The following is an 18,903-nucleotide window of genomic DNA, read 5'->3' on the forward strand; positions in this document are numbered from 1 at the left end:
AATTCAAGCGAACATTTCACTGTAGCTGTTAATTTGAGGATAATATGCGCAATATTAAGGTTACGATAGCTTATGACGGCACCAATTACCATGGATTCCAGGAGCAGCGCGGCACAAGGTTTCAAACGGTGCAGGGCGTTCTGGAAGAGCGGCTGTTCCAGCTGGCTCAAAGGCCTGTTCAGGTTAGCGGCGCCGGCAGGACGGATGCCGGAGTGCACGCCCGCGGGCAAGTAATCAGTTTCGCGGCAGATGGCTGGCCCGTGCCGGCGGAGCGGACGGCATACGCCCTGAACAGTTTGCTGCCGCGGGATATCGTGGCCTTGGACGCGGAAGAAGTGCCGGTGTCGTTTCACGCGCGCTTTTCCGCCATCGCTAAAACATATCGCTACACAGTTTATCACGGAAAATGGCATTCCCCTTTCCACCGCCTGTACAGTTACCATGTGCCCAAACAGCTGGACTTTAACGCCATGCGGGAAGCAGCCGGCTATTTGGAGGGAAGGCACGACTTCAGCGCCTTTCGCGCCCTGGGCACGCCGGTTAAAACGACGGTGCGCACGCTTTACCAGGCGCGGGTGGCAAGCGAGGGTGATCTCGTTTACATAATATTGCGGGCGGATGGATTTCTCTACCACATGGCCCGCATGATTTCCGGCACCTTGCTCCGGGTGGGTCTGGGGAAACTGGCGGCAGGCGAAGTGGCCGGCATCCTGGCAAGCCTGGACAGCCTGAAAGGCGGTCCCACCCTCCCGGCCAGGGGTTTGTGTTTGGAAAAAGTAGAGTATCCGGCGGCGGAAGCCATGATTGGCAAACCGTATGCCGCTGTCGATTGACTGGTTTTTATATCTGTCAGTTTTGACCTTGTTTAACTTGACACTGGAAATGCTTTATGTTATATTGTAATACGTGGTTTTTTGACGGTTCATTAGCCCCGTCCGTTGAAAAGCGGCATAGTTTGTTTTACTTTTTGCCTTATTTTGAGGAGGTATTTTTAATGAAGAGCTACATGGCTAAACCTCTTGAGATAAAAGAACGCAAGTGGTATACTCTGGACGCTGAAGGCAAGGTTCTCGGCAGGCTGGCCGTTGAAGCGGCACGGATTCTGCGTGGAAAACATAAACCTGACTTTACTCCCCATGTCGATACCGGTGACTTTGTCATAGTGATCAATGCCGAGAAAATTGTGTTGACCGGCAATAAACTTGCCAACAAAAAATACATAAGGCACTCCGGCTACCCCGGCGGCCTGAAAGTAGTCAGTTACGGCACCTTGATGAAAACAAGGCCTGAACTCGCGGTGGAAAAGGCCATCAAGGGAATGCTGCCTCATAACAAGTTGGGTGCGGATATGGGCAGGAAGCTTAAAGTATACAAGGGCCCTGAGCATCCTCATCAAGCGCAGAAGCCTGAAGCCTGGCAGATGTAACAGAGAAGGAGGAACCGACAAAATGGCTCAAGTGATGTTTTACGGTACCGGACGGAGGAAAAATGCTATAGCCAGGGTGTTTTTACTGCCTGGTGAAGGTAATGTGACCATTAACAAAAGACCTTTAAGCGAATATTTCGGCCGGCGGACACTGGAAATGATCGTCCGCCAGCCGATTGAACTGATTGGCGGAGCGGGACGGTTTGATATTCAGGCCAAGGTTTTGGGCGGCGGTATCAGCGGCCAGGCGGGAGCGATAAAAATGGGTATTGCCCGCGCGCTCGTTCAGGCAGATCCCAATCTTCGTCCCATGTTGAAGAAAGCCGGTTTTTTAACCAGGGATCCGCGGATGAAAGAACGCCGGAAATACGGCTTGAAGAAAGCCCGCCGCGCGCCTCAATTTTCAAAACGTTAAATACAATTCGTGTGTTATTTTGCTTATTAATAATAGAACCATAGTCTACAAAAAAGGAAGGTTAACCTTCCTTTTTCATTTAGGACATTGCGATTTTCGAAAATTGTGAACAGGTGAATTCGTTCTTGCTTAGGAACAACAAAGTTTAGTGTCCCCTTGTTGAAATATGACCGTGTTCGAAAAATATTTTAGGTAGGCGGACCGGGATTATCCTCCGCTCTCTTCGCAGTTTTCATGTTACCTAAATAACATCGTTTTATCAACCGCTGAAACCAGACTGCTATAAGCTGCCTACGCGTCTATTTGAGCTTTTCTGCATGCCTGCACGCGCTATAAAAACCGCATCCAGTGCTCCGCGTCGCTTCGGATAAACACCCGGTCCGGCAAGTCAAGCCTTTTCGAATACTACTGTTGAAAGAGGTGAATACCTATTCCTTTTCGCCTTCATAAAAACCAATTATGAACCTTAAAATGACACGCCTTAAGGTCCGATTGCTTATAAACTATTCATTATGTTATGATGTAATAAGTTACCAGTTTCTGAGATGACTTTGGAGGCTCAAGTGGAACGTTTGCTATTAGTCTTTTTATTGACGATTTTTATTAATTTAATAAATACGCTGACCCGCTCGTCCCGCCTCGCCGGTGTTCGCACAGGTCACCTGGCCACTGCCATTTCGCTTTTCGGCGTGGTCTACCTGGCGGCAAGTTTTGCCAATACGCTTCAGGCGCCGCTGCTGGCTTCAACCGTGGAACAAATTATCGATCAAGCCTATGACCGGTCACTGTCGGCAGAACCCGGCGCTGCTGTTACCGATACGCTGGTTTACCAGGAGGCGCTGGCGGGTTTAAACGAAAAGCTGCGCTTTGTCATCCTCGGTGCCACTGTGGGGACTACTCTGGGCATTTTACTTATCCCCAGCTTTGTAACGTCATTTTCCAACTCAATCAGGGCCTTCGGCCGGACAGGCTCAGTTTTTCGAGTAATACCGCTGGTATTGTTTTCTTTCTTCAGGCCCGGCGGCGGTATTCTCCGGCTGCGGTTCACCTCACTGCGTACGCTGAAAAAAATAATATTTAGAAAAATGGCCACTCCCGGCGCTTTTCTGGTTTGGAATCTGGCTAGCTACAGCCTGTGGACCGCCAATGTTTTATCCGGGCTTTATGCCGGCGCTCTTTATCCCGAGTACCGCTCCACCGCGGTGCTGATGGCGTCAATAGTGGGAAACGCCTCAATTGTGCTTAATGTGATGATGGTGGACCCGGTCCTGGCCAAGGTTACCGACGCGGTGGCGGCGGGAGAGCAGGATGAACTGGAATTGAAGCAAATAATTTTCTACCTGGCGTTGTCCAACCTGTTCGGAACCCTGTTCAGTCAGGTTATTTTTGTACCGGTCGCAAACGGGCTGCAAATATTGACCAGGTGGATCGCATAATCCAGTAGTCAGCAGTCAGTAGTCAGGAGATAAGGAGCGAGAGTCAAAAGCTTGGGAGTTGTGGTTTAGGAGTTAGGAATCAGGAATGAGGATAAGAGACTGGGTTTTTGGCTGAAATATTCTGAATTCAGGCTCCTGGCTCCTGAATACCCGAATATGCAAACCAATTTTCATAATCCTCTCTTAGACAGCATACTTTTTAAAAGGTAGTTGTCCTAGGGGGGATTTTTTTGCATTTAATGTTTATAAAAGCTTTCAAAATCAATAAACGCTATTTGTTCGCCACTGCCTTTTTAGTGTTCCTGGCGCTGCCCGTGACTATGTATTTGGATGCCGGGGCGGCACGGGAATCCCAGGCGGTTTTGGCCTGGCCGGTTGTCGATAAGGTGATTGTCGTGGATCCCGGCCACGGGGGATTTGATCCGGGAGTTGTGGGTAAAAACGGTGTTATGGAAAAAGACATTAATCTGGCGATTGGCAAGCGCCTGGCGGCTGAGCTCAAGCAGGCGGGGGCGACAGTGCTGATGACCAGGGAGACCGATAGCGACCTGAGTGAACCCGGCACAACCAGTTTGCTGGAAAAAAAACAGGAAGATTTAAAAAAGAGGGTGGCGCTGGCAAATGAACATAAGGCGGACCTCTTGATCAGCATTCATGTCAACAGTCATTCCTCTGAAGCTCCGCGCGGGGCTCAGACCTTCGTCCAGCCTGGTTTTTCTGAAAGTAAGAGGGCCGGTCAAATCATCCAGTCCGAATTGACCAACTTTTTAAAAAACACCGACCGTTTAACAAAAGAGGCTGACTATTACATAACCAGGAACACTTCCATACCGGCGGTGCTGGTGGAAACCGGCTTCATTACCAATGCAAGTGAAAGCCGGCTTTTGCAGGATCCGGCCTACCAGGGCAAGGTGAGCCGGGCGATTTACGCGGGTATCGCCAGGTATTTCGCCGCGGCGGCGGAAGCCGGCGCGCCCTATTACAGTGAAGAAGTAATTAAGGTGTTCAAAGAACAGACTCCCGGTCCGTTAGGGGAACCTTGAGCCGCATATTCGCATATATTACTGCTATAAGGCAGGCAGTCAGGAGTCAGTATTCAGAATTCAGAATTCAGAATATTTCAAGACTAAAAACCATTCTCTCTTCTGATTACTGAACAATTATTGCTATAAAGCAGATATTGAGAATTTCAGGAGTCAGAATATTTAATGACTAAAATCATTCTTTTATTCTGACTCCTGATTTCTGACTCCTGACTCCTGAATAATTCGGAGGTCGTTTTGTTGAAGGCGCTTATTCTCGCGGGCGGGCGCGGCACCCGGCTCCGGCCGCTTACTTATACCACTGCCAAACAATTAATACCGGTAGCCAATAAGCCGATTATCAACTTCGTGTTGGAGCAGGTCAGCAGCGCCGGGATAAAAGATATCGGCATTATTATATCTCCGGAAACCGGCGGCCATATCAAGGAGGCGCTGGGGGACGGCTCGCGTTGGGGCGCGGTGCTCACGTACATTCTCCAGGAAAACCCGGCGGGGCTGGCGCACGCGGTAAAAATCGCCAGGAACTTCCTGGGTGATTCATCGTTTCTGATGTTCCTCGGCGACAACTTGATTCAGGGAGGTGTCGGCGCGCTGGTCAGGGAATTTAGCGCCGGCCGCAGCGATTCCATTATTCAGTTAAAGAAAGTAAAAGACCCCCGGCAGTTCGGAGTGGCGGTGCTCGGGTCCCGGCAAGAAGTATTGAAGCTGGTGGAAAAACCCCAAGAGCCGCTCAGCGACTTGGCTCTGGTGGGTATTTATCTTTTTAACCGGGCGATACATACCGCCATAGACAGGGTCAAACCCTCCTGGCGGGGAGAACTGGAAATCACCGACGCCATTCAGCAGATGGTTGACGCCGGTCACCGGGTGGAAGCCAGGCTGCTGGAAGGCTGGTGGCTGGATACCGGCAAGAAGGATGACATTTTGGAAGCCAACCGGGTAGTTTTGGACGAATACGCCGTCCGCCAAGTGGACGGTTCGGTCGACACCGCCAGTGAGATTTCCGGCAGGGTTGACATCGCCGCTGGCGCGGCAATAACCAACAGCGTCATTCGCGGGCCGGTGGTGATCGGGGAAAACGCCGTGGTCAAAGATTCTTTTATCGGCCCTTATACGGCTGTCGGCAAGGGCACTGTTCTTGATCAGGTCGGGGTGGAATATTCAGTGGTGCTGGAAAACTGCCGGCTATCCGGCGTGGAACGGGTTGAAGACAGCCTGATCGGCGGCAATACCCGGATCAGCCGCGCTGCCGCCGGCCGCCACGCCTGCCGCCTGTTCGTCGGAGATGACACGGAAATCATATTATAGCCGCGGGGGGACTGAAAATGAGAGTTTTGGTAACAGGCGGGGCGGGGTTTATCGGCAGCAATTTTATCAGGTACTTATTGGACCGGTATGATTACCGGATAATTAACCTTGATTCGCTAACATATGCCGGTAATCTTGACAACCTGACCAATGTTGCGGAAAAATCAGGTTATAGCTTCGTGCGCGGTGATATCACGGACCGGAACTGTCTTGAGCAGATTTTCTCGCAGGGGATAGACGCCGTGGTCAATTTCGCGGCGGAGACCCATGTCGACCGCAGTATAATAGACGCCGGCGTTTTCGTGCGGACCAATGTCCTGGGGGTGCAAGAGTTGCTGGAGGCGGCCCGCAGGCATGGCATTAGGAGGTTTCTGCAGGTGTCTACCGATGAAGTCTACGGCTCGTTGGGAGAAAACGGATATTTCACTGAAGAGACCTCCCTGGCTCCCGGCAGCCCTTATTCCGCGAGCAAAGCGGCGGCTGATCTGCTCGCGCTGGCTTATCATCGCACCTTCGGCGTTCCGGTGAGCATTACCCGCTGCTCCAATAACTATGGGCCTTACCAGTTTCCTGAGAAGCTGATTCCTTTGATGGTCACCAACGCTCTGGAAGACAGGCCGCTTCCTTTATATGGAGACGGCCTGCACGTGCGGGACTGGCTCCATGTGCTGGACCACTGCGGGGCGCTGGATCTGGTGCTGCACCGGGGCAAGCCGGGGGAAATATACAACATCGGCGGCAACAACGAGCGGGCCAACGTAGAAATAATCCGCCTTATCCTGGCTGAACTGGGCAAGCCGGAATCATTGATTAAACACGTGCCGGACAGACCCGGCCACGATCGCCGCTATGCCATTGACGCCGCCAAGATTAAGGAAGAACTGGGGTGGCGGCCGGTATACACTTTCGAGCGGGGGCTGCGGGACACCGTCAGCTGGTACCGCGCCAATAAAAAATGGTGGCGGAAAATTAAGTCCGGCGAATACCTGGAGTATTACGAAAAAATGTATACCGCCCGGTGAGCCCGGCCGGTGCGGCGGGTGAGGAGCGTAGCTTGATGATTAAGGACGTGCAGGTAAAGAAACTGGTTAAACACTGCGATGACCGCGGCTTTTTTATGGAAATATTAAGGGACGACGACCAATTGCTGTCCCGTTTCGGCCAGGCGTCGATGTCCAGGACATACCCCGGTGTGGTTAAAGCTTTCCATTATCATGAGCGCCAGGATGATTTGTGGTTCTTTCCGGTTGGCAGCGCCCAGGTTGTTCTGCACGACCTGCGCGAAGATTCGCCAACCAAAGGAGAGACAAATGTTTTTTACCTGGGTGAAGATAATCCAATCTTGCTGGTTATTCCCAAAATGGTGGCGCACGGCTACCGGGTGCTCGGCAGCATGCCGGCCCTGATCATCTATTTTACCACAGCCTCTTATGACCCGGGCAAACCGGACGAAAAGCGCCTGGCCTGGAATGATCCGGATATCGGCTTTGACTGGACCACGAAAAACAGGTAGAAATGGCAGACCTCTGGAAAGGTCTTTTTTTTTGAAAAAATACCGGCATTTCCACATAAAATTGGGGACAATAGAAAAAATATTATTAAAATATTATCGATTGCCAGGGGGGTGATGAGCGATTAACGGCAAGGGTTTGTTTTCGAAAAAAAAATTAATAATTTATGCGGCTTGCTTGCTGGCGCTGGCGGCAGGGCTGGTTTCACTGCACGAAAGGCAGGCTGCGGCGCAAAACCCCAGCTTGTACCGGGGAAGCGCCGGGGATGATGTTTTTCGGGTGCAGCAACGGCTCAGCCAATGGGGGTATTATAACGGCAGCCAGGATGGGTATTACGGTGACGGCACCTTTCAGGCAGTCATTAACTTCCAGCAAAACAACGGCATACCTGCCGACGGTGTCGTGGGACAGGCTACCTGGGACGCTCTCGGATTTAGCGTTCCCAGTGAGACGCCGGCTGTTTCCCGGGGCGCGGCCACCGACCGGGGTGATGTTACTCTCCTGGCCCGGGTGATTGAGGGTGAGGCGGCGAACGAGCCGCTGCTCGGCAAGGTGGCTGTAGGCGCGGTTATATTAAACCGGACAAAAAGCGCTTCGTTTCCGCACTCAATCAGTGAGGTGATTTTTCAGCCGGAAGCTTTCGAGTCGATTGAAAACGGACAGGCGTACCGGCCCTTAAGCGAGGAATCCGTTCAGGCCGCCCAGATGGCCATGGGTGGGTATGACCCCTCGGGCGGGGCGCTTTTTTTCTGGAACCCGGGCAAGTCCGTAAACCCGTGGATATGGAGCAGAAATATTGTCACGCAAATTGGCAACCACGTTTTTGCCCGGTAAAGGGGGTTGTTTGATGAGAAAATGGATATTAGCGGCGGTCATCGGCCTGCTGGCTTTGGCCGCGGCCGGTTCCTGGGGCTACAGCCAGTACACGGCCAACCGCAAACTGGAGAATTATCTGAGCAATAAGTACCAGCGCGCTTTTTACGATTTGGCAAGCCAGACTCAAAGCGTTGAAGTGCTCCTGTCAAAAAGCATGATTGCCTCTGACCCGCGCCTGGACAGCGCCCTGTTGATGGATATTCGCCAGCAGGCGGCGTTTGCCCAGTCCAACCTCGGCCAACTGCCGTTAAACGACGCGCTGGCCGGGCGCACGGCCAAGTTTTTGAGCCAGGTGGGAGATTATGCCGACAGTCTGGCCCGGCAGATCAACCAGGGCGAAGCTATTGACACCAAACACTGGGATACCCTGAACAGCCTTTACCAGCAGGCGGCTGCTTTAAACAGTGAGCTGCAGGGAATGCAGGCCGGCATGGCTCAGAACAATTTTTATTTTGGAGAAATGGTGCGCCAGGTTAGGGGCAAGCTGCAAAAAAACCCGGATGATCTGGCCACGACTGACTTTCAGTCAATGGATAAACAGATGCAGCGCTACCCCGCGCTGATCTATGACGGGCCTTATTCAGAGCACCTGGAACGCACTGAACCCCGGGATTTGAGCGGACAGGGCGATGTGGACGCGCCGGAAGCGGAGCAAAGAGCGCTTGCTTTTATTGACAAGCAGGATGGAGCCGACTACCAGGCCAGGGTTACCGGGACAACCAACGGGCGCATTCCGGCTCACCGGGTGGAAGTAACCCGGGTGGGCGGGCCGGACGGCGCGGCGACAGTACTGGATGTGTCCCGGCAGGGCGGCAAAGTAATCTGGATGATGAATTCCCGGCCGGTCGGCGGCCAGACTGTGAGCATTGAGGAAGCGCGGCGGAAAGCCCTGCAGTTCCTGGCCGGCCGTGGTTTTGGGGAAATGCGCTCGACTTATTTCCAGCAGCACGGGAACTCAGTCACTTTTAACTGCGCGGCGCTGCAAAATGGCGTTACCCTTTATCCCGATTTGGTGAAGGTGACTGTTGCTTTGGACAGCGGCGAGGTTACCGGAACGGAAACCTCGGGTTACTTGATGTCCCACAGGCAGCGCCCCCTGCCGGAAGCCGCCGTTTCACGCGAGCGCGCGCGCGCGGCGATAAACCCGCGGCTGAATGTATCCGGGGGAGAGCTTGTGCTCATTCCGGTTGGGGTTTCAGATGAAAAACTGGCTTATGAGTTTCACGGCAAATTGGGGGAGGATTCCTACCTGATATATATTAACGCTGTCACCGGGCGGGAGGAAAATGTTTTAAAATTAATTGAAACGCCTGGCGGCACATTGACCATGTAAATGTCTGGTTTTTCCGGTTGACACCTGAATGCGTTTGTGCTAATATAACTTTAATTTTATGGATTTATCAAAGCAAACGCAAGGCAATGAAGGGGAAGAAAGGCGCCGTTAATCGCCAGCGAGCCGGGGTATGGTGTAAGCCCGGTGGAGGAAAGCGCCAGGGCCGCCCTGGATGCCGCGGGTGAAAAATCCCTCCCTTGGGGGAGAGAATAAGCCGCCGCCGGCTTGCCGCCGTTAAACGGCAGGAGAGGGCTGTATGAGAAATCCCGAAAAGGGGTGAGGCATGCGGCCAAATAGGGTGGTACCGCGAGAAGATCCCGTCCCTTTTGGGGGGCGGTTTTTTTTATTGTTTAAAGGATTGCTGATAAGCGGCTTTTTGATTACGGCCTAACATAAGCTGCATGGTCAATCCTCAGATCATCACGAAGGAGTGATATGGATTGAGAGAGGTGCTGGAACTTCTCGAATCCGACGCCAGGCTCACCGCCGGCCAAATTGCCACCATGCTCGGACGGGATGAGGAAGAAGTCGCCCGGATTATTAAAGAGTCGGAAGAAAAGAAACTGATCCAAGGTTATTTTACCCTGGTTGACTGGGATAAACTCGGAGCCGAGAAGGTTTCCGCAGTGATTGAAGTAAAAATATCACCGCAGCGGGACGTGGGTTTTGACGCCGTGGCCGAGCGCATCTACCGGTTTCCCGAGGTGCGGAGCGTCAGGCTGATGTCGGGCGCTTATGACCTGATAGTGATGATTGAAGGCGGCACAATGAAGGAAGTTGCTCATTTTGTCTCCTTTAAACTAGCTTCGATGGAGTATGTTCTCAGCACAGCGACCCATTTTGTCCTGAAAACGTATAAGCACCACGGCGTCATCATTGATGACAAAGAAGAAGACAGGAGGCAGGTGATCATGCCGTGACTTTACAAACCGACTGGAGGGGAATGCTTAACCCCGCCGTGCGTGACCTGCCGCCTTCCGGCATCAGGCGCTTTTTTGATCTGGTTACGGAGGTGAAAGGCATTATTTCGCTGGGTGTGGGCGAGCCCGATTTCGTGACGCCATGGCACATCCGGGAGGCTTGTGTATATTCGCTGGAAAAAGGTTACACCATGTACACCTCGAACCACGGGATGCTGGAACTGCGCGAGGAGATTGCCCGGGACATCCGTGACACTTACAAAGTGGACTATAACCCGCGCAGTGAAGTGCTGGTGACGGTCGGGGTCAGCGAAGGGCTGGACCTGGCCATGCGTACCCTGCTCCGGCCGGGAGACGAGGTAATGATTCCCCAGCCTTCCTACGTTTCCTACGCGCCTTGCGTCATTCTGGCCGGCGGCCGGCCGGTATACTTGAAAACATCGGTGGAAGACGGCTTTCAGTTGGCGGCTGAGCAAGTCGAAAAGGCCATTACTCCGAGAGCCAGAATTCTCGTGCTGAGCTATCCGAACAATCCCACCGGCGCTACCATTGACAGGAAAAACCTGCTGGAAATTGCGGAAGTGGCGGCGGCGCACAACCTGGTTGTCATTTCCGATGAGGTTTATGACAAACTGACCTATGTGGGAGAGCACACCTGTGTTTCTTCCCTGCCGGGCATGCGTGAACGCACGGTGTTGCTGAACGGGTTCTCCAAGGCCTACGCCATGACCGGCTGGCGTGTCGGATACGCGGCCGGCAACGGCGATTTTATCTCAGCCATGACCAAGATCCACCAGTACACCATGTTATGCGCCCCGATTACCGCCCAGCTTGCCGCCCTGGAGGCGCTGAAGAACGGCCGGCGCGAAATGCGCAAAATGATTGACATGTATAACCGCCGGCGGCGGCTGGTCGTGGATGCTTTTCGTGAAATAGGCTTGCCGTGTTTCGAGCCGCGCGGCGCGTTTTACGCTTTTCCCGACATCAGGAGCACCGGACTTACGTCGGAGGAGTTCGCCGTGCAGTTGCTCAATGAGGAAAAAGTGCTTGTGGTGCCGGGCAACGCTTTCGGAGAACAAGGTGAGGGATTTGTCCGCTGCGCCTACGCGGCCTCCCTGGAAGATCTAGGTGAGGCGCTAAAGAGGATGGGCAGCTTTGTCAAGCGCCGGCTGGGGCGGGGGAAAGTATTGACCGCTTCTTTCAGAAAGCCTGAGCAGGATGAAGGGGAAGGAATGCGCCAGACGGTGTAAGATATATTTTTAACTCCCTTGTGAATGAGAATATTATGTGCAGATGTCGATAAAGCCAGCTTAAAAGGCGGCTTTATTTTTTTTGACATTACATATGTAATCCAAATTGTTCTTGTCCCTTTTTCGAGGAAATTGTATACTTGGCAGAGAAGTTGATCGAGTTGTATCTGCAATAACGGGCAAACCCGGACAAGAAATTTAGCATCCGGGAAATTACGGACAACTCTGCCAAGGAGTAAGGCATTATGAATGAAAAAAATTATGCAAAAGACGCTTACCCGGCTGACATTCCTATAAAAATACTTCAATTTACGGGTAAATTGCTGCAAGAGCATGGTAATTACAAATGGGTGCCCGGCTGGCTTGTCGGCACCCTGGGGATTAAAGGGTGCGCTGTCGGGATAATTTTGGCGCAGCATTGCATAGTGCATTTTAACAGTCAGGATAAAAACAGCAGGGCTGATACTACTGATATAGATGTTGATGTCCTCTGGTGTTCTCAGCAAGATTCGGCAACGAATCAGGGTACGCCATGCCATGTTTTTGATTGCCCGGTAAGACAAAGAGCTGTCGAAAAATACGGCCAGCCTGATCAGAAAGTAACCTGTTTCCCCATGGCAGGCAAGAAAGGTTTTTTAATGGCCTGCGGAGAAGGGCTGCTGCTGAACTCCTTTTCTGTTGCGGAAATACTTAAAGCGATTACGCATGCAATCGAATGCAGCTTGGATGTCGACCAAAACGCCGGAAAAGTTGCCTCATATTTTCTGCCTTCCGAAGATGTGGCGCAAATGTGGTCGGAGATGCTGGCCGGATTGTCTCATGATTTAAGGACGCCTCTGGCCTGTATAAAGGGTTACGTTACAACCTTGCTGCGGGAAGACGTAACCTGGGATCCTGATGCTCAAAAAGAGTTCCTCAATATTATTGTTGAAGAAACAGATCATATTGAGAGTCTAATCAATAACTTGCTGGATTCTTCCACATTAAGCTGGAAAGGCGATATCGAGCTGAAAAAAGAACCGGTTTTACTGCCCCAAATAGTAAACAAAATACTCAGGGATCAGTCCTACAGAAATAAAAATCATCAGTATACAGTGTTGTTTGCGGGAGATTTCCCGTTTGTGGAGGCTGATCCGATCAGGATTGAACAGGTGCTTCGCAACCTCGTAGACAACGCGGTCAAGTATTCCGTGGAAAACACTCAAATTACAATCGAAGGAAAGGTTTCGGCCGGGGAAATAGTTGTTTCGGTGGCCGATCAGGGGATTGGCATTGGCGACGAGCATTTAAACAGGCTGTTTGAAAAGTTTTTCCGGGTCAGCAGCGGCATCCAGGAATATCAAAAAGGAATGGGGCTGGGACTGCCGTTGGCCCGTCAAATATTGATTAGTCACGGCGGAAAGATCTGGGCGAAGAGCAAGTTGAACGAGGGAACCACTTTTTATTTTACCCTGCCGGTTGTATCCAAACAGCTATAATTTGAATTATTGCTTTAAAAGAGTGACAGGAGGGCTCGGAATGAAGCGAAAGACAGTATTGATAGTGGATGACGAACCACGTCTGGTACGGTTGGTTAAAGTCAACCTGTTGGCCAGCGGGTACGAGGTGGGTATAGCCGTTGACGGAAAAACCGCTATAGAAATGCTGGAAGCTTCTAATTACGATTTAGTGATTTTGGATATAATGCTTCCCGGTTCGTTCAACGGGTTTGAAGTATGTAAGAGAATCCGCGAGTTTTCCGATATCCCGGTTATTATGCTCACGGGCCGGGCCCGCGAAAAGGACCGGATACTTGGTTTTGATGTGGGGGCTGATGATTATTTAACCAAACCGTTTAGCGTTGAGGAGCTGTTGCGCCGTGTCAAGGCGGTTCTCAGGAGAGCCGGCCAATCAAGTGATTCCCTGAAGCATCCTGCTTTCACATCGGGTGACCTGGTGATTAATTTTGCCCAAAGGCGGGTCTTTGTCGGGGGTGAGGAAGTGAGGCTCACCGCCACGGAATATCAGGTCCTGTATCATCTGGGCATCAACGCGGGGAAAATAATTACCCATGAGGACTTGCTGACGTGGGTATGGGGACTGGAATACCGCAACGAGCTGCAATATTTGAGAAACTATATTGGCAGTTTGCGCAAAAAAGTCGGGGATGACCCGAACAAACCTAAATATATTCTCAGTAAACACGGTATCGGCTACCAATTAGCAAGCGAATAGTATAGCAAACTTGCAGCAAAAGGAATCAATAATTCAACTCTGCCGGAAAAGGCGGAGTTTTTTTATGAAATTATTATTTTTTAGCCTTTTTTCTTATGATTTATTTATTAATCATCAAATAAAATAAGGTGGTAAGTATTATTAAATTATTATTTTTTAGGTATTTTTCTTATGATTTATTTATGGTTAATCAATTATAATGATCTTTTGGTATTTCGAGCAAACAGTGCAAGCAATGTAATGAATATACCGGTAATTTGGAAGGGGGGGGGGCCAATGCTCACTCGCGAAGACGTTTTAGAAAAGGCAAAAGAGAGTCATGTGAAATTCCTGCGCATGCAGTTCACCGATACTTTTGGCGTGTTGAAAAATATCGCCGTAACTTCGGAGGATTTGGCAGGGGTGTTGTCGGGCCGAATTTCCTTCGACAGCTCGGTTGTGGATGGGGTGACAAATCACCATGAGCAGGATATCACCCTTTTGCCGGACCCAGCCACTTTTGTGGTGTTTCCCTGGCGGCCCAGGGAAGGGGCCGTGGCCCGCTTCATCTGCGATGTGTTTGATGCGGCCGGTTCTCCTTACTCGGGCTGTTCACGCAATGTCTTAAAGAAAGTGTTGAGTGAAGCCGCTCAGATGAGAATTAAAATTTACGTGGGCGCGGAGGTGCAGTTTTATCTTTTCTGTACCGACGACAGAGGAAACCCAACCACCAATGCCCACGATTGCGCCGGGTTCTGCGACCTGACTCCGGTTGATTCGGGTGAAAATGCGCGGCGTGATATCGTGCTGACCCTGGAAGAAATGGGGTTCGACATTGGCTTTAGCCACCATGAGGCAGGGCCCGGCCAGCATGAAATTGCTTTGAAACCGGATAACGCCTTGGCTATTGCGGATAAACTGGTAACCTTCAAGTTCATTGTGCGCACTATTGCCCAGCGGCACGGATTGCACGCTTCCTTAATGCCCAAACCGCTTAACGGCGCACCGGGTTCGGCGCTGCACCTGCACCTGTTTCCCCATCGCGAGGATAACTGCCCTGCTCTCGATACGGAGCAGCCATTGCCGCTTGAGCGGGAGCTCGGACATTTCATCGGGGGGGTACTGGCCCATACCCGGGCCAATACAGCCATTACCAATCCGTTGATTAACTCATATAAGAGGCTGGTGACCGGGGACATGACGCCCATGCAGATAGCCTGGTCGGAGGGCAGCCGTGATTCGGTGCTCCGGGTCGCTGCTCACCATGACCGGAAAATCAGGGTGGAGGTAAGAAACCCTGATCCGGCCTGCAACCCGTACTTGGCCCTGGCAGTAATTTTAAAAGCAGGTTTGCACGGTATGCAGCGGCAGCTTCAGCCGCCCCCGCCGCTGGCCGAAAATACCTTGCGCATAGATGAGAACCAGAACCGGGGCTTTAGGGTTGAATGCCTGCCCCGCACCCTGGCGGAAGCACTGCGGGAGCTGGCCTCTGATCAACTGACCAGGGACACGCTGGGCGAATATATCTACCGGAGGTTTGCCATGGCCAAGGGTAAAGAGTGGGAACGCTTTCAAGCATTTGTACATCCATGGGAATTGCAGGAGTATTTTTCTTTCTTCTAGTCCCCGGTTTTTTCGGGAGGGTCCGGATGATCAAAAGCGGTAGAATACCCGCCGCTTTTGCCTGAAAAAAGAATGCAGATAAAACAGATAAAAAGGAGGCATATTAGTGGGATCAGCGCACCAGGTTGTTAGCGAAATAGTGGAGAAGGTTGCTGAAAGAAATCCGAACGAACCGGAATTTCATCAGGCCGTTTTGGAAGTGCTCGAATCTTTGGAACCGGCCATTGAAAGACATCCAGAGTTGGTGGAATCGGGTATCCTGTGCAGAATAGTGGAGCCGGAACGGCAGATTATTTTCCGGGTGCCCTGGGTTGACGACAGCGGCCGGGTACAGGTTAACCGGGGTTTCCGGGTTCAGTTCAACAGTGCCATCGGCCCTTACAAGGGTGGTCTGCGTTTTCACCCTTCCGTAAATCTCGGGATAATTAAATTCCTTGGATTTGAACAGATATTTAAAAACTCCCTGACCGGCCTGCCCATCGGGGGAGGTAAAGGCGGCAGTGATTTCGATCCCAAAGGAAAGTCGGACGGTGAGGTCATGCGTTTCTGTCAAAGTTTCATGGCGGAACTTTACCGGCACATCGGGGCGGACGTGGATGTGCCGGCCGGGGATATCGGAGTCGGCGGCCGGGAAATAGGTTACCTGTACGGTCAGTACAAGAAGTGCACGGGACTTTACAATGGAGTGCTGACAGGCAAAGGACTGGCCTACGGCGGCAGCTTGACCAGAACCGAGGCTACCGGTTACGGCCTGGTCTACTTTGCTGAGGAGATGCTCAAGGCCAAAGGGCAATCCTTTGCTAATAAGACAGTAGTTATTTCCGGTTCCGGGAATGTGGCTATTTACGCGCTTGAAAAGGCCCGGCAGCTTGGCGCCACCGTGGTGGCAATGAGCGATTCCAACGGTTATATTTACGATTCCGGCGGGATTAGCCTGGATACCTTGAAGAGGCTGAAAGAAGTTGAAAGAAAAAGAATCAGGTCTTATGTTGATGAGCATCCCACGGCAAATTATTACGAAGGTTCGCGGGGAATCTGGTCGGTTAAGTGCGATATCGCCCTTCCCTGCGCCACCCAGAATGAGATTGACGCGGAATCGGCCTTGAAGATGGCCGCCAATGGGGTTATCGCGGTAGCTGAAGGCGCTAACATGCCCTCCACCCCGGAAGCGATAAAAGTGTTCCGGGATAATGAAATTCTTTTCGCGCCCGCAAAGGCAGCCAACGCCGGCGGAGTGGCCACTTCAGCCCTGGAAATGTCCCAGAACAGTATGCGGTGTTCCTGGACATTTGAGGAAGTGGACGCCAAATTAAAGGACATCATGATTAACATTTACCGCCGGACCAGCCGGGTGGCTAAGGAATACGGCTGCGCGGGCAACCTCGTGACAGGCGCGAACATCGCTGGTTTTCTCAAGGTGGCCAACGCCATGATGGCCCAGGGGGTAGTATAGAAAAAGCAAGAGAATCAACAAGGAAAGGAGGCAGAATAATGGAGCAATGCCCGCTAGCCTACATTGACCCCTGTGCAAAGTGCGCCCAATTTGGAAACTGTAGTCCGAGTCAGGCTGTCCAGAAGCTATCCGTCCTTGAAAAAGAACTGCGAGATTTAAAGAAATTATTGCAATGCCTGCTTGATAAAAAGTAATCGATTTATCATCAGCCCGGCAAAACTCAGCAGGAGTTTTTGCCGTCCCCGGTATTGCCGGGGCTTATTTTTTGTGTTTTACAGAGCATCTCATCGCGTTGAAGAGCCATTTCCCGCCTCAATGTTGACTTGACAGAGCCGGTGCAAAGTATTAACCTAATTACTGAATTGGCTAAATAGTGTCTGTCAAGGAGGTTTAATGATATAAATGGGCGGAATAGTTGAAGAAATTAGTGCCAGCCTGGCCGGAGCCCTGGCCGGAGCGCTGGAATCTGCCCGCAGCAGCGGGGCTGTCAAGGTTGAGCAAGTGCCGGACTTTACGGTGGAAGTGCCCCGTGAGAAAGACCACGGTGATTTTGCCGCCAACCTGGCCATGCTGCTGGCCAAGCCGGCCCGTATGGCGCCGCGCAAAATAGCGGAGATGCTGGTCAATAACTTTTCCTTAACCGGGACCTGGGTGGAACGGGTAGAAATCGCCGGCCCCGGTTTTATTAATTTTTACCTTAAACCGGCCTGGGTTTACGAGATTCTTCCCAGGATTATTGCCCAGCGGGAAAACTACGGACGCGTGGACGAAGGAAAGGGCAAAAGGGTTCAGGTGGAATTTGTCAGCGCCAACCCCACCGGCTTGCTGCACATGGGCAATGCCCGCGGGGCGGCGTTGGGAGACAGTATTGCCTCGATTCTGGACTTCGCGGGTTTTTCTGTTACCCGCGAATTTTATATAAACGATGCCGGCAACCAGATCGAGAACTTCGGCACTTCCCTGGAAGCCCGCTATATGCAGCTGTTGGGTATGGACGTACCGTTTCCCGAAGAGGGCTATCACGGAGAGGACCTTATCGGCACAGTGCGCGGCTTTGTTGACCGCAACGGAGACGCGTACCTGAAGGCTGAGGCCGGGGAGCGGCGGGCCGCCCTGGTGAAATACGCGCTGAACGAAAAACTGGAGGCTATCAAGCGAGCGCTGGAGGATTTCGGCGTCCGGTACGATGTCTGGTTTTCCGAGCGGTTTCTGCATGAGTCCGGGGCGGTCGGGGACACCTTGAAATTATTGCGGGAGCAGGGGCATATTTATGAGCATGAAGAAGCCCTGTGGTTTAAGGCAAGTGCCTTCGGCGCGGAAAAGGACGAGGTGCTGGTGCGCTCTAACGGCATACCAACCTATTTCGCGACTGATATAGCCTATCACCTGAACAAGTTTCAGCGGGGCTTCGAGCGGGTGATCGATATCTGGGGCGCCGACCACCACGGCCACGTGGCCCGCATGAAAGGCGCCGTGGCCGCCCTGGGTTGCGACCCGGAAGCCCTGGAAGTTGTCATTATGCAGCTTGTCCGCCTGTACAAGGGCGGTGAACTGGTGCGCATGTCCAAGCGGAGCGGGCAATTTGTGACCCTGGAAGAGCTGATGGAGGAAGTCGGCAAGGACGCCGCCCGTTACTTTTTCGTTATGCGCAGTTCCGACAGCCACTTGGATTTTGACCTGGATTTGGCCAGAGCGGAAACTAACGAGAACCCGGTTTATTACATCCAGTACGCCCACGCCCGCATCTGCAGCATCCTGAGGCAGTGCAAAGAACAGGGCGGCAAAGTGCCGGACCCGGCTGAAGTTGATTTTAACCTGCTCCAAGAAGAGAGTGAGTTTGCCCTGGCGAGGAAGCTGGCGGACTTTCCCGGCGAAGTGGCCTCGGCCGCCAAGGGGCTCGCGCCGCAGCGCATCGCGCGCTACGCCCACGAACTGGCCGGCCTCTTGCACAGCTTTTATAACGCCCACCGGGTGATTACCGCGGATCAAGCCTTGTCCGGCGCCCGCCTGGTGCTGGTGGACGCCACCCGGATTACCCTGCAAAACGCCTTGCACCTCCTGGGGCTGGCCGCACCGGAACGTATGTAGGCAGGCAATCCATTGGTCACTGTTGACA

General features: G+C 52.2%; 18 protein-coding genes. 17 read left to right on the plus strand and 1 reads right to left on the minus strand.

Annotation, left to right across the window (positions count from 1 at the left end; translation table 11 throughout):
* Positions 1-44 precede the first annotated feature (44 nt).
* The 10 genes from truA (at position 45) to ypeB (ending at position 9,348) form a co-directional block, all read left to right on the plus strand.
* A complete protein-coding gene (gene truA, locus L9W92_RS07405) occupies positions 45-833 on the plus strand; it encodes a tRNA pseudouridine(38-40) synthase TruA (RefSeq protein WP_240083120.1) in 789 nt (262 codons plus the stop codon).
* A 161-nt stretch (positions 834-994) separates the two neighbouring features.
* Entirely contained in the window at positions 995-1,426 is a 432-nt protein-coding gene (rplM, locus tag L9W92_RS07410; RefSeq protein ID WP_240083121.1) for a 50S ribosomal protein L13, read from the plus strand.
* Between the two features lie 22 nt (positions 1,427-1,448).
* Positions 1,449-1,841 (plus strand): 30S ribosomal protein S9, encoded by a 393-nt coding sequence (gene rpsI / locus L9W92_RS07415; RefSeq protein ID WP_240083122.1) that lies wholly within the window; start codon positions 1,449-1,451, stop codon positions 1,839-1,841.
* A gap of 563 nt (positions 1,842-2,404) precedes the next feature.
* Positions 2,405-3,277: a lipid II flippase family protein gene (locus tag L9W92_RS07420; protein WP_240083123.1), complete on the plus strand. Its 873-nt coding sequence runs from the start codon at positions 2,405-2,407 to the stop codon at positions 3,275-3,277.
* 239 nt (positions 3,278-3,516) lie between these two features.
* Positions 3,517-4,320, plus strand: a complete 804-nt coding sequence (cwlD, locus tag L9W92_RS07425; RefSeq protein WP_240083178.1) for an N-acetylmuramoyl-L-alanine amidase CwlD — start codon at positions 3,517-3,519, stop codon at positions 4,318-4,320.
* A gap of 240 nt (positions 4,321-4,560) precedes the next feature.
* Positions 4,561-5,628: a glucose-1-phosphate thymidylyltransferase gene (locus L9W92_RS07430; RefSeq protein ID WP_240083124.1), complete on the plus strand. Its 1,068-nt coding sequence runs from the start codon at positions 4,561-4,563 to the stop codon at positions 5,626-5,628.
* A gap of 17 nt (positions 5,629-5,645) precedes the next feature.
* Positions 5,646-6,650 carry a dTDP-glucose 4,6-dehydratase gene (gene rfbB, locus L9W92_RS07435; RefSeq protein WP_240083125.1) on the plus strand — a complete coding sequence of 335 codons (1,005 nt, stop codon included), beginning with the start codon at positions 5,646-5,648 and terminating at the stop codon, positions 6,648-6,650.
* Positions 6,647-7,141 (plus strand): dTDP-4-dehydrorhamnose 3,5-epimerase family protein, encoded by a 495-nt coding sequence (locus L9W92_RS07440; protein ID WP_240083126.1) that lies wholly within the window; start codon positions 6,647-6,649, stop codon positions 7,139-7,141. The genes rfbB and L9W92_RS07440 overlap by 4 nt, the downstream gene beginning before the upstream one ends.
* Positions 7,142-7,277: 136 nt before the next feature.
* Positions 7,278-7,973, plus strand: a complete 696-nt coding sequence (gene sleB, locus L9W92_RS07445) for a spore cortex-lytic enzyme (RefSeq protein ID WP_240083127.1) — start codon at positions 7,278-7,280, stop codon at positions 7,971-7,973.
* A 13-nt stretch (positions 7,974-7,986) separates the two neighbouring features.
* Positions 7,987-9,348: a germination protein YpeB gene (gene ypeB / locus L9W92_RS07450; protein ID WP_240083128.1), complete on the plus strand. Its 1,362-nt coding sequence runs from the start codon at positions 7,987-7,989 to the stop codon at positions 9,346-9,348.
* A gap of 56 nt (positions 9,349-9,404) precedes the next feature.
* On the opposite strand, the gene L9W92_RS07455 is transcribed toward ypeB, so the two are convergent.
* A complete protein-coding gene (locus L9W92_RS07455) occupies positions 9,405-9,641 on the minus strand; it encodes a hypothetical protein (RefSeq protein WP_240083129.1) in 237 nt (78 codons plus the stop codon).
* A 147-nt stretch (positions 9,642-9,788) separates the two neighbouring features.
* Here L9W92_RS07455 and L9W92_RS07460 point away from each other — a divergent pair, with 147 nt between their 5' ends.
* The 7 genes from L9W92_RS07460 (at position 9,789) to argS (ending at position 18,875) form a co-directional block, all read left to right on the plus strand.
* Positions 9,789-10,268 (plus strand): Lrp/AsnC family transcriptional regulator, encoded by a 480-nt coding sequence (locus tag L9W92_RS07460; RefSeq protein ID WP_240083130.1) that lies wholly within the window; start codon positions 9,789-9,791, stop codon positions 10,266-10,268.
* Positions 10,269-10,291: 23 nt separating this feature from the next.
* Positions 10,292-11,518: an aminotransferase class I/II-fold pyridoxal phosphate-dependent enzyme gene (locus L9W92_RS07465; RefSeq protein ID WP_240083179.1), complete on the plus strand. Its 1,227-nt coding sequence runs from the start codon at positions 10,292-10,294 to the stop codon at positions 11,516-11,518.
* Positions 11,519-11,763: 245 nt separating this feature from the next.
* Positions 11,764-12,996 (plus strand): sensor histidine kinase, encoded by a 1,233-nt coding sequence (locus tag L9W92_RS07470; RefSeq protein ID WP_240083131.1) that lies wholly within the window; start codon positions 11,764-11,766, stop codon positions 12,994-12,996.
* Positions 12,997-13,036: 40 nt separating this feature from the next.
* On the plus strand, positions 13,037-13,732 hold the full coding sequence (locus L9W92_RS07475) for a response regulator transcription factor (protein ID WP_240083132.1): 696 nt from the start codon (positions 13,037-13,039) through the stop codon (positions 13,730-13,732).
* A 276-nt stretch (positions 13,733-14,008) separates the two neighbouring features.
* On the plus strand, positions 14,009-15,334 hold the full coding sequence (locus L9W92_RS07480) for a glutamine synthetase family protein (RefSeq protein WP_240083133.1): 1,326 nt from the start codon (positions 14,009-14,011) through the stop codon (positions 15,332-15,334).
* Positions 15,335-15,440: 106 nt separating this feature from the next.
* The gene (gene gdhA, locus L9W92_RS07485; protein ID WP_240083134.1) at positions 15,441-16,787 is read left to right on the plus strand and encodes an NADP-specific glutamate dehydrogenase; all 1,347 of its coding nucleotides are present in this window, start codon (positions 15,441-15,443) and stop codon (positions 16,785-16,787) included.
* Positions 16,788-17,189: 402 nt separating this feature from the next.
* Positions 17,190-18,875 (plus strand): arginine--tRNA ligase, encoded by a 1,686-nt coding sequence (gene argS, locus L9W92_RS07490; RefSeq protein WP_240083135.1) that lies wholly within the window; start codon positions 17,190-17,192, stop codon positions 18,873-18,875.
* The last annotated feature ends 28 nt before the right edge of the window (positions 18,876-18,903 follow it).

The organism is Pelotomaculum terephthalicicum JT (assembly GCF_022410535.1).
Classification (GTDB): domain Bacteria; phylum Bacillota; class Desulfotomaculia; order Desulfotomaculales; family Pelotomaculaceae; genus Pelotomaculum_D; species Pelotomaculum_D terephthalicicum.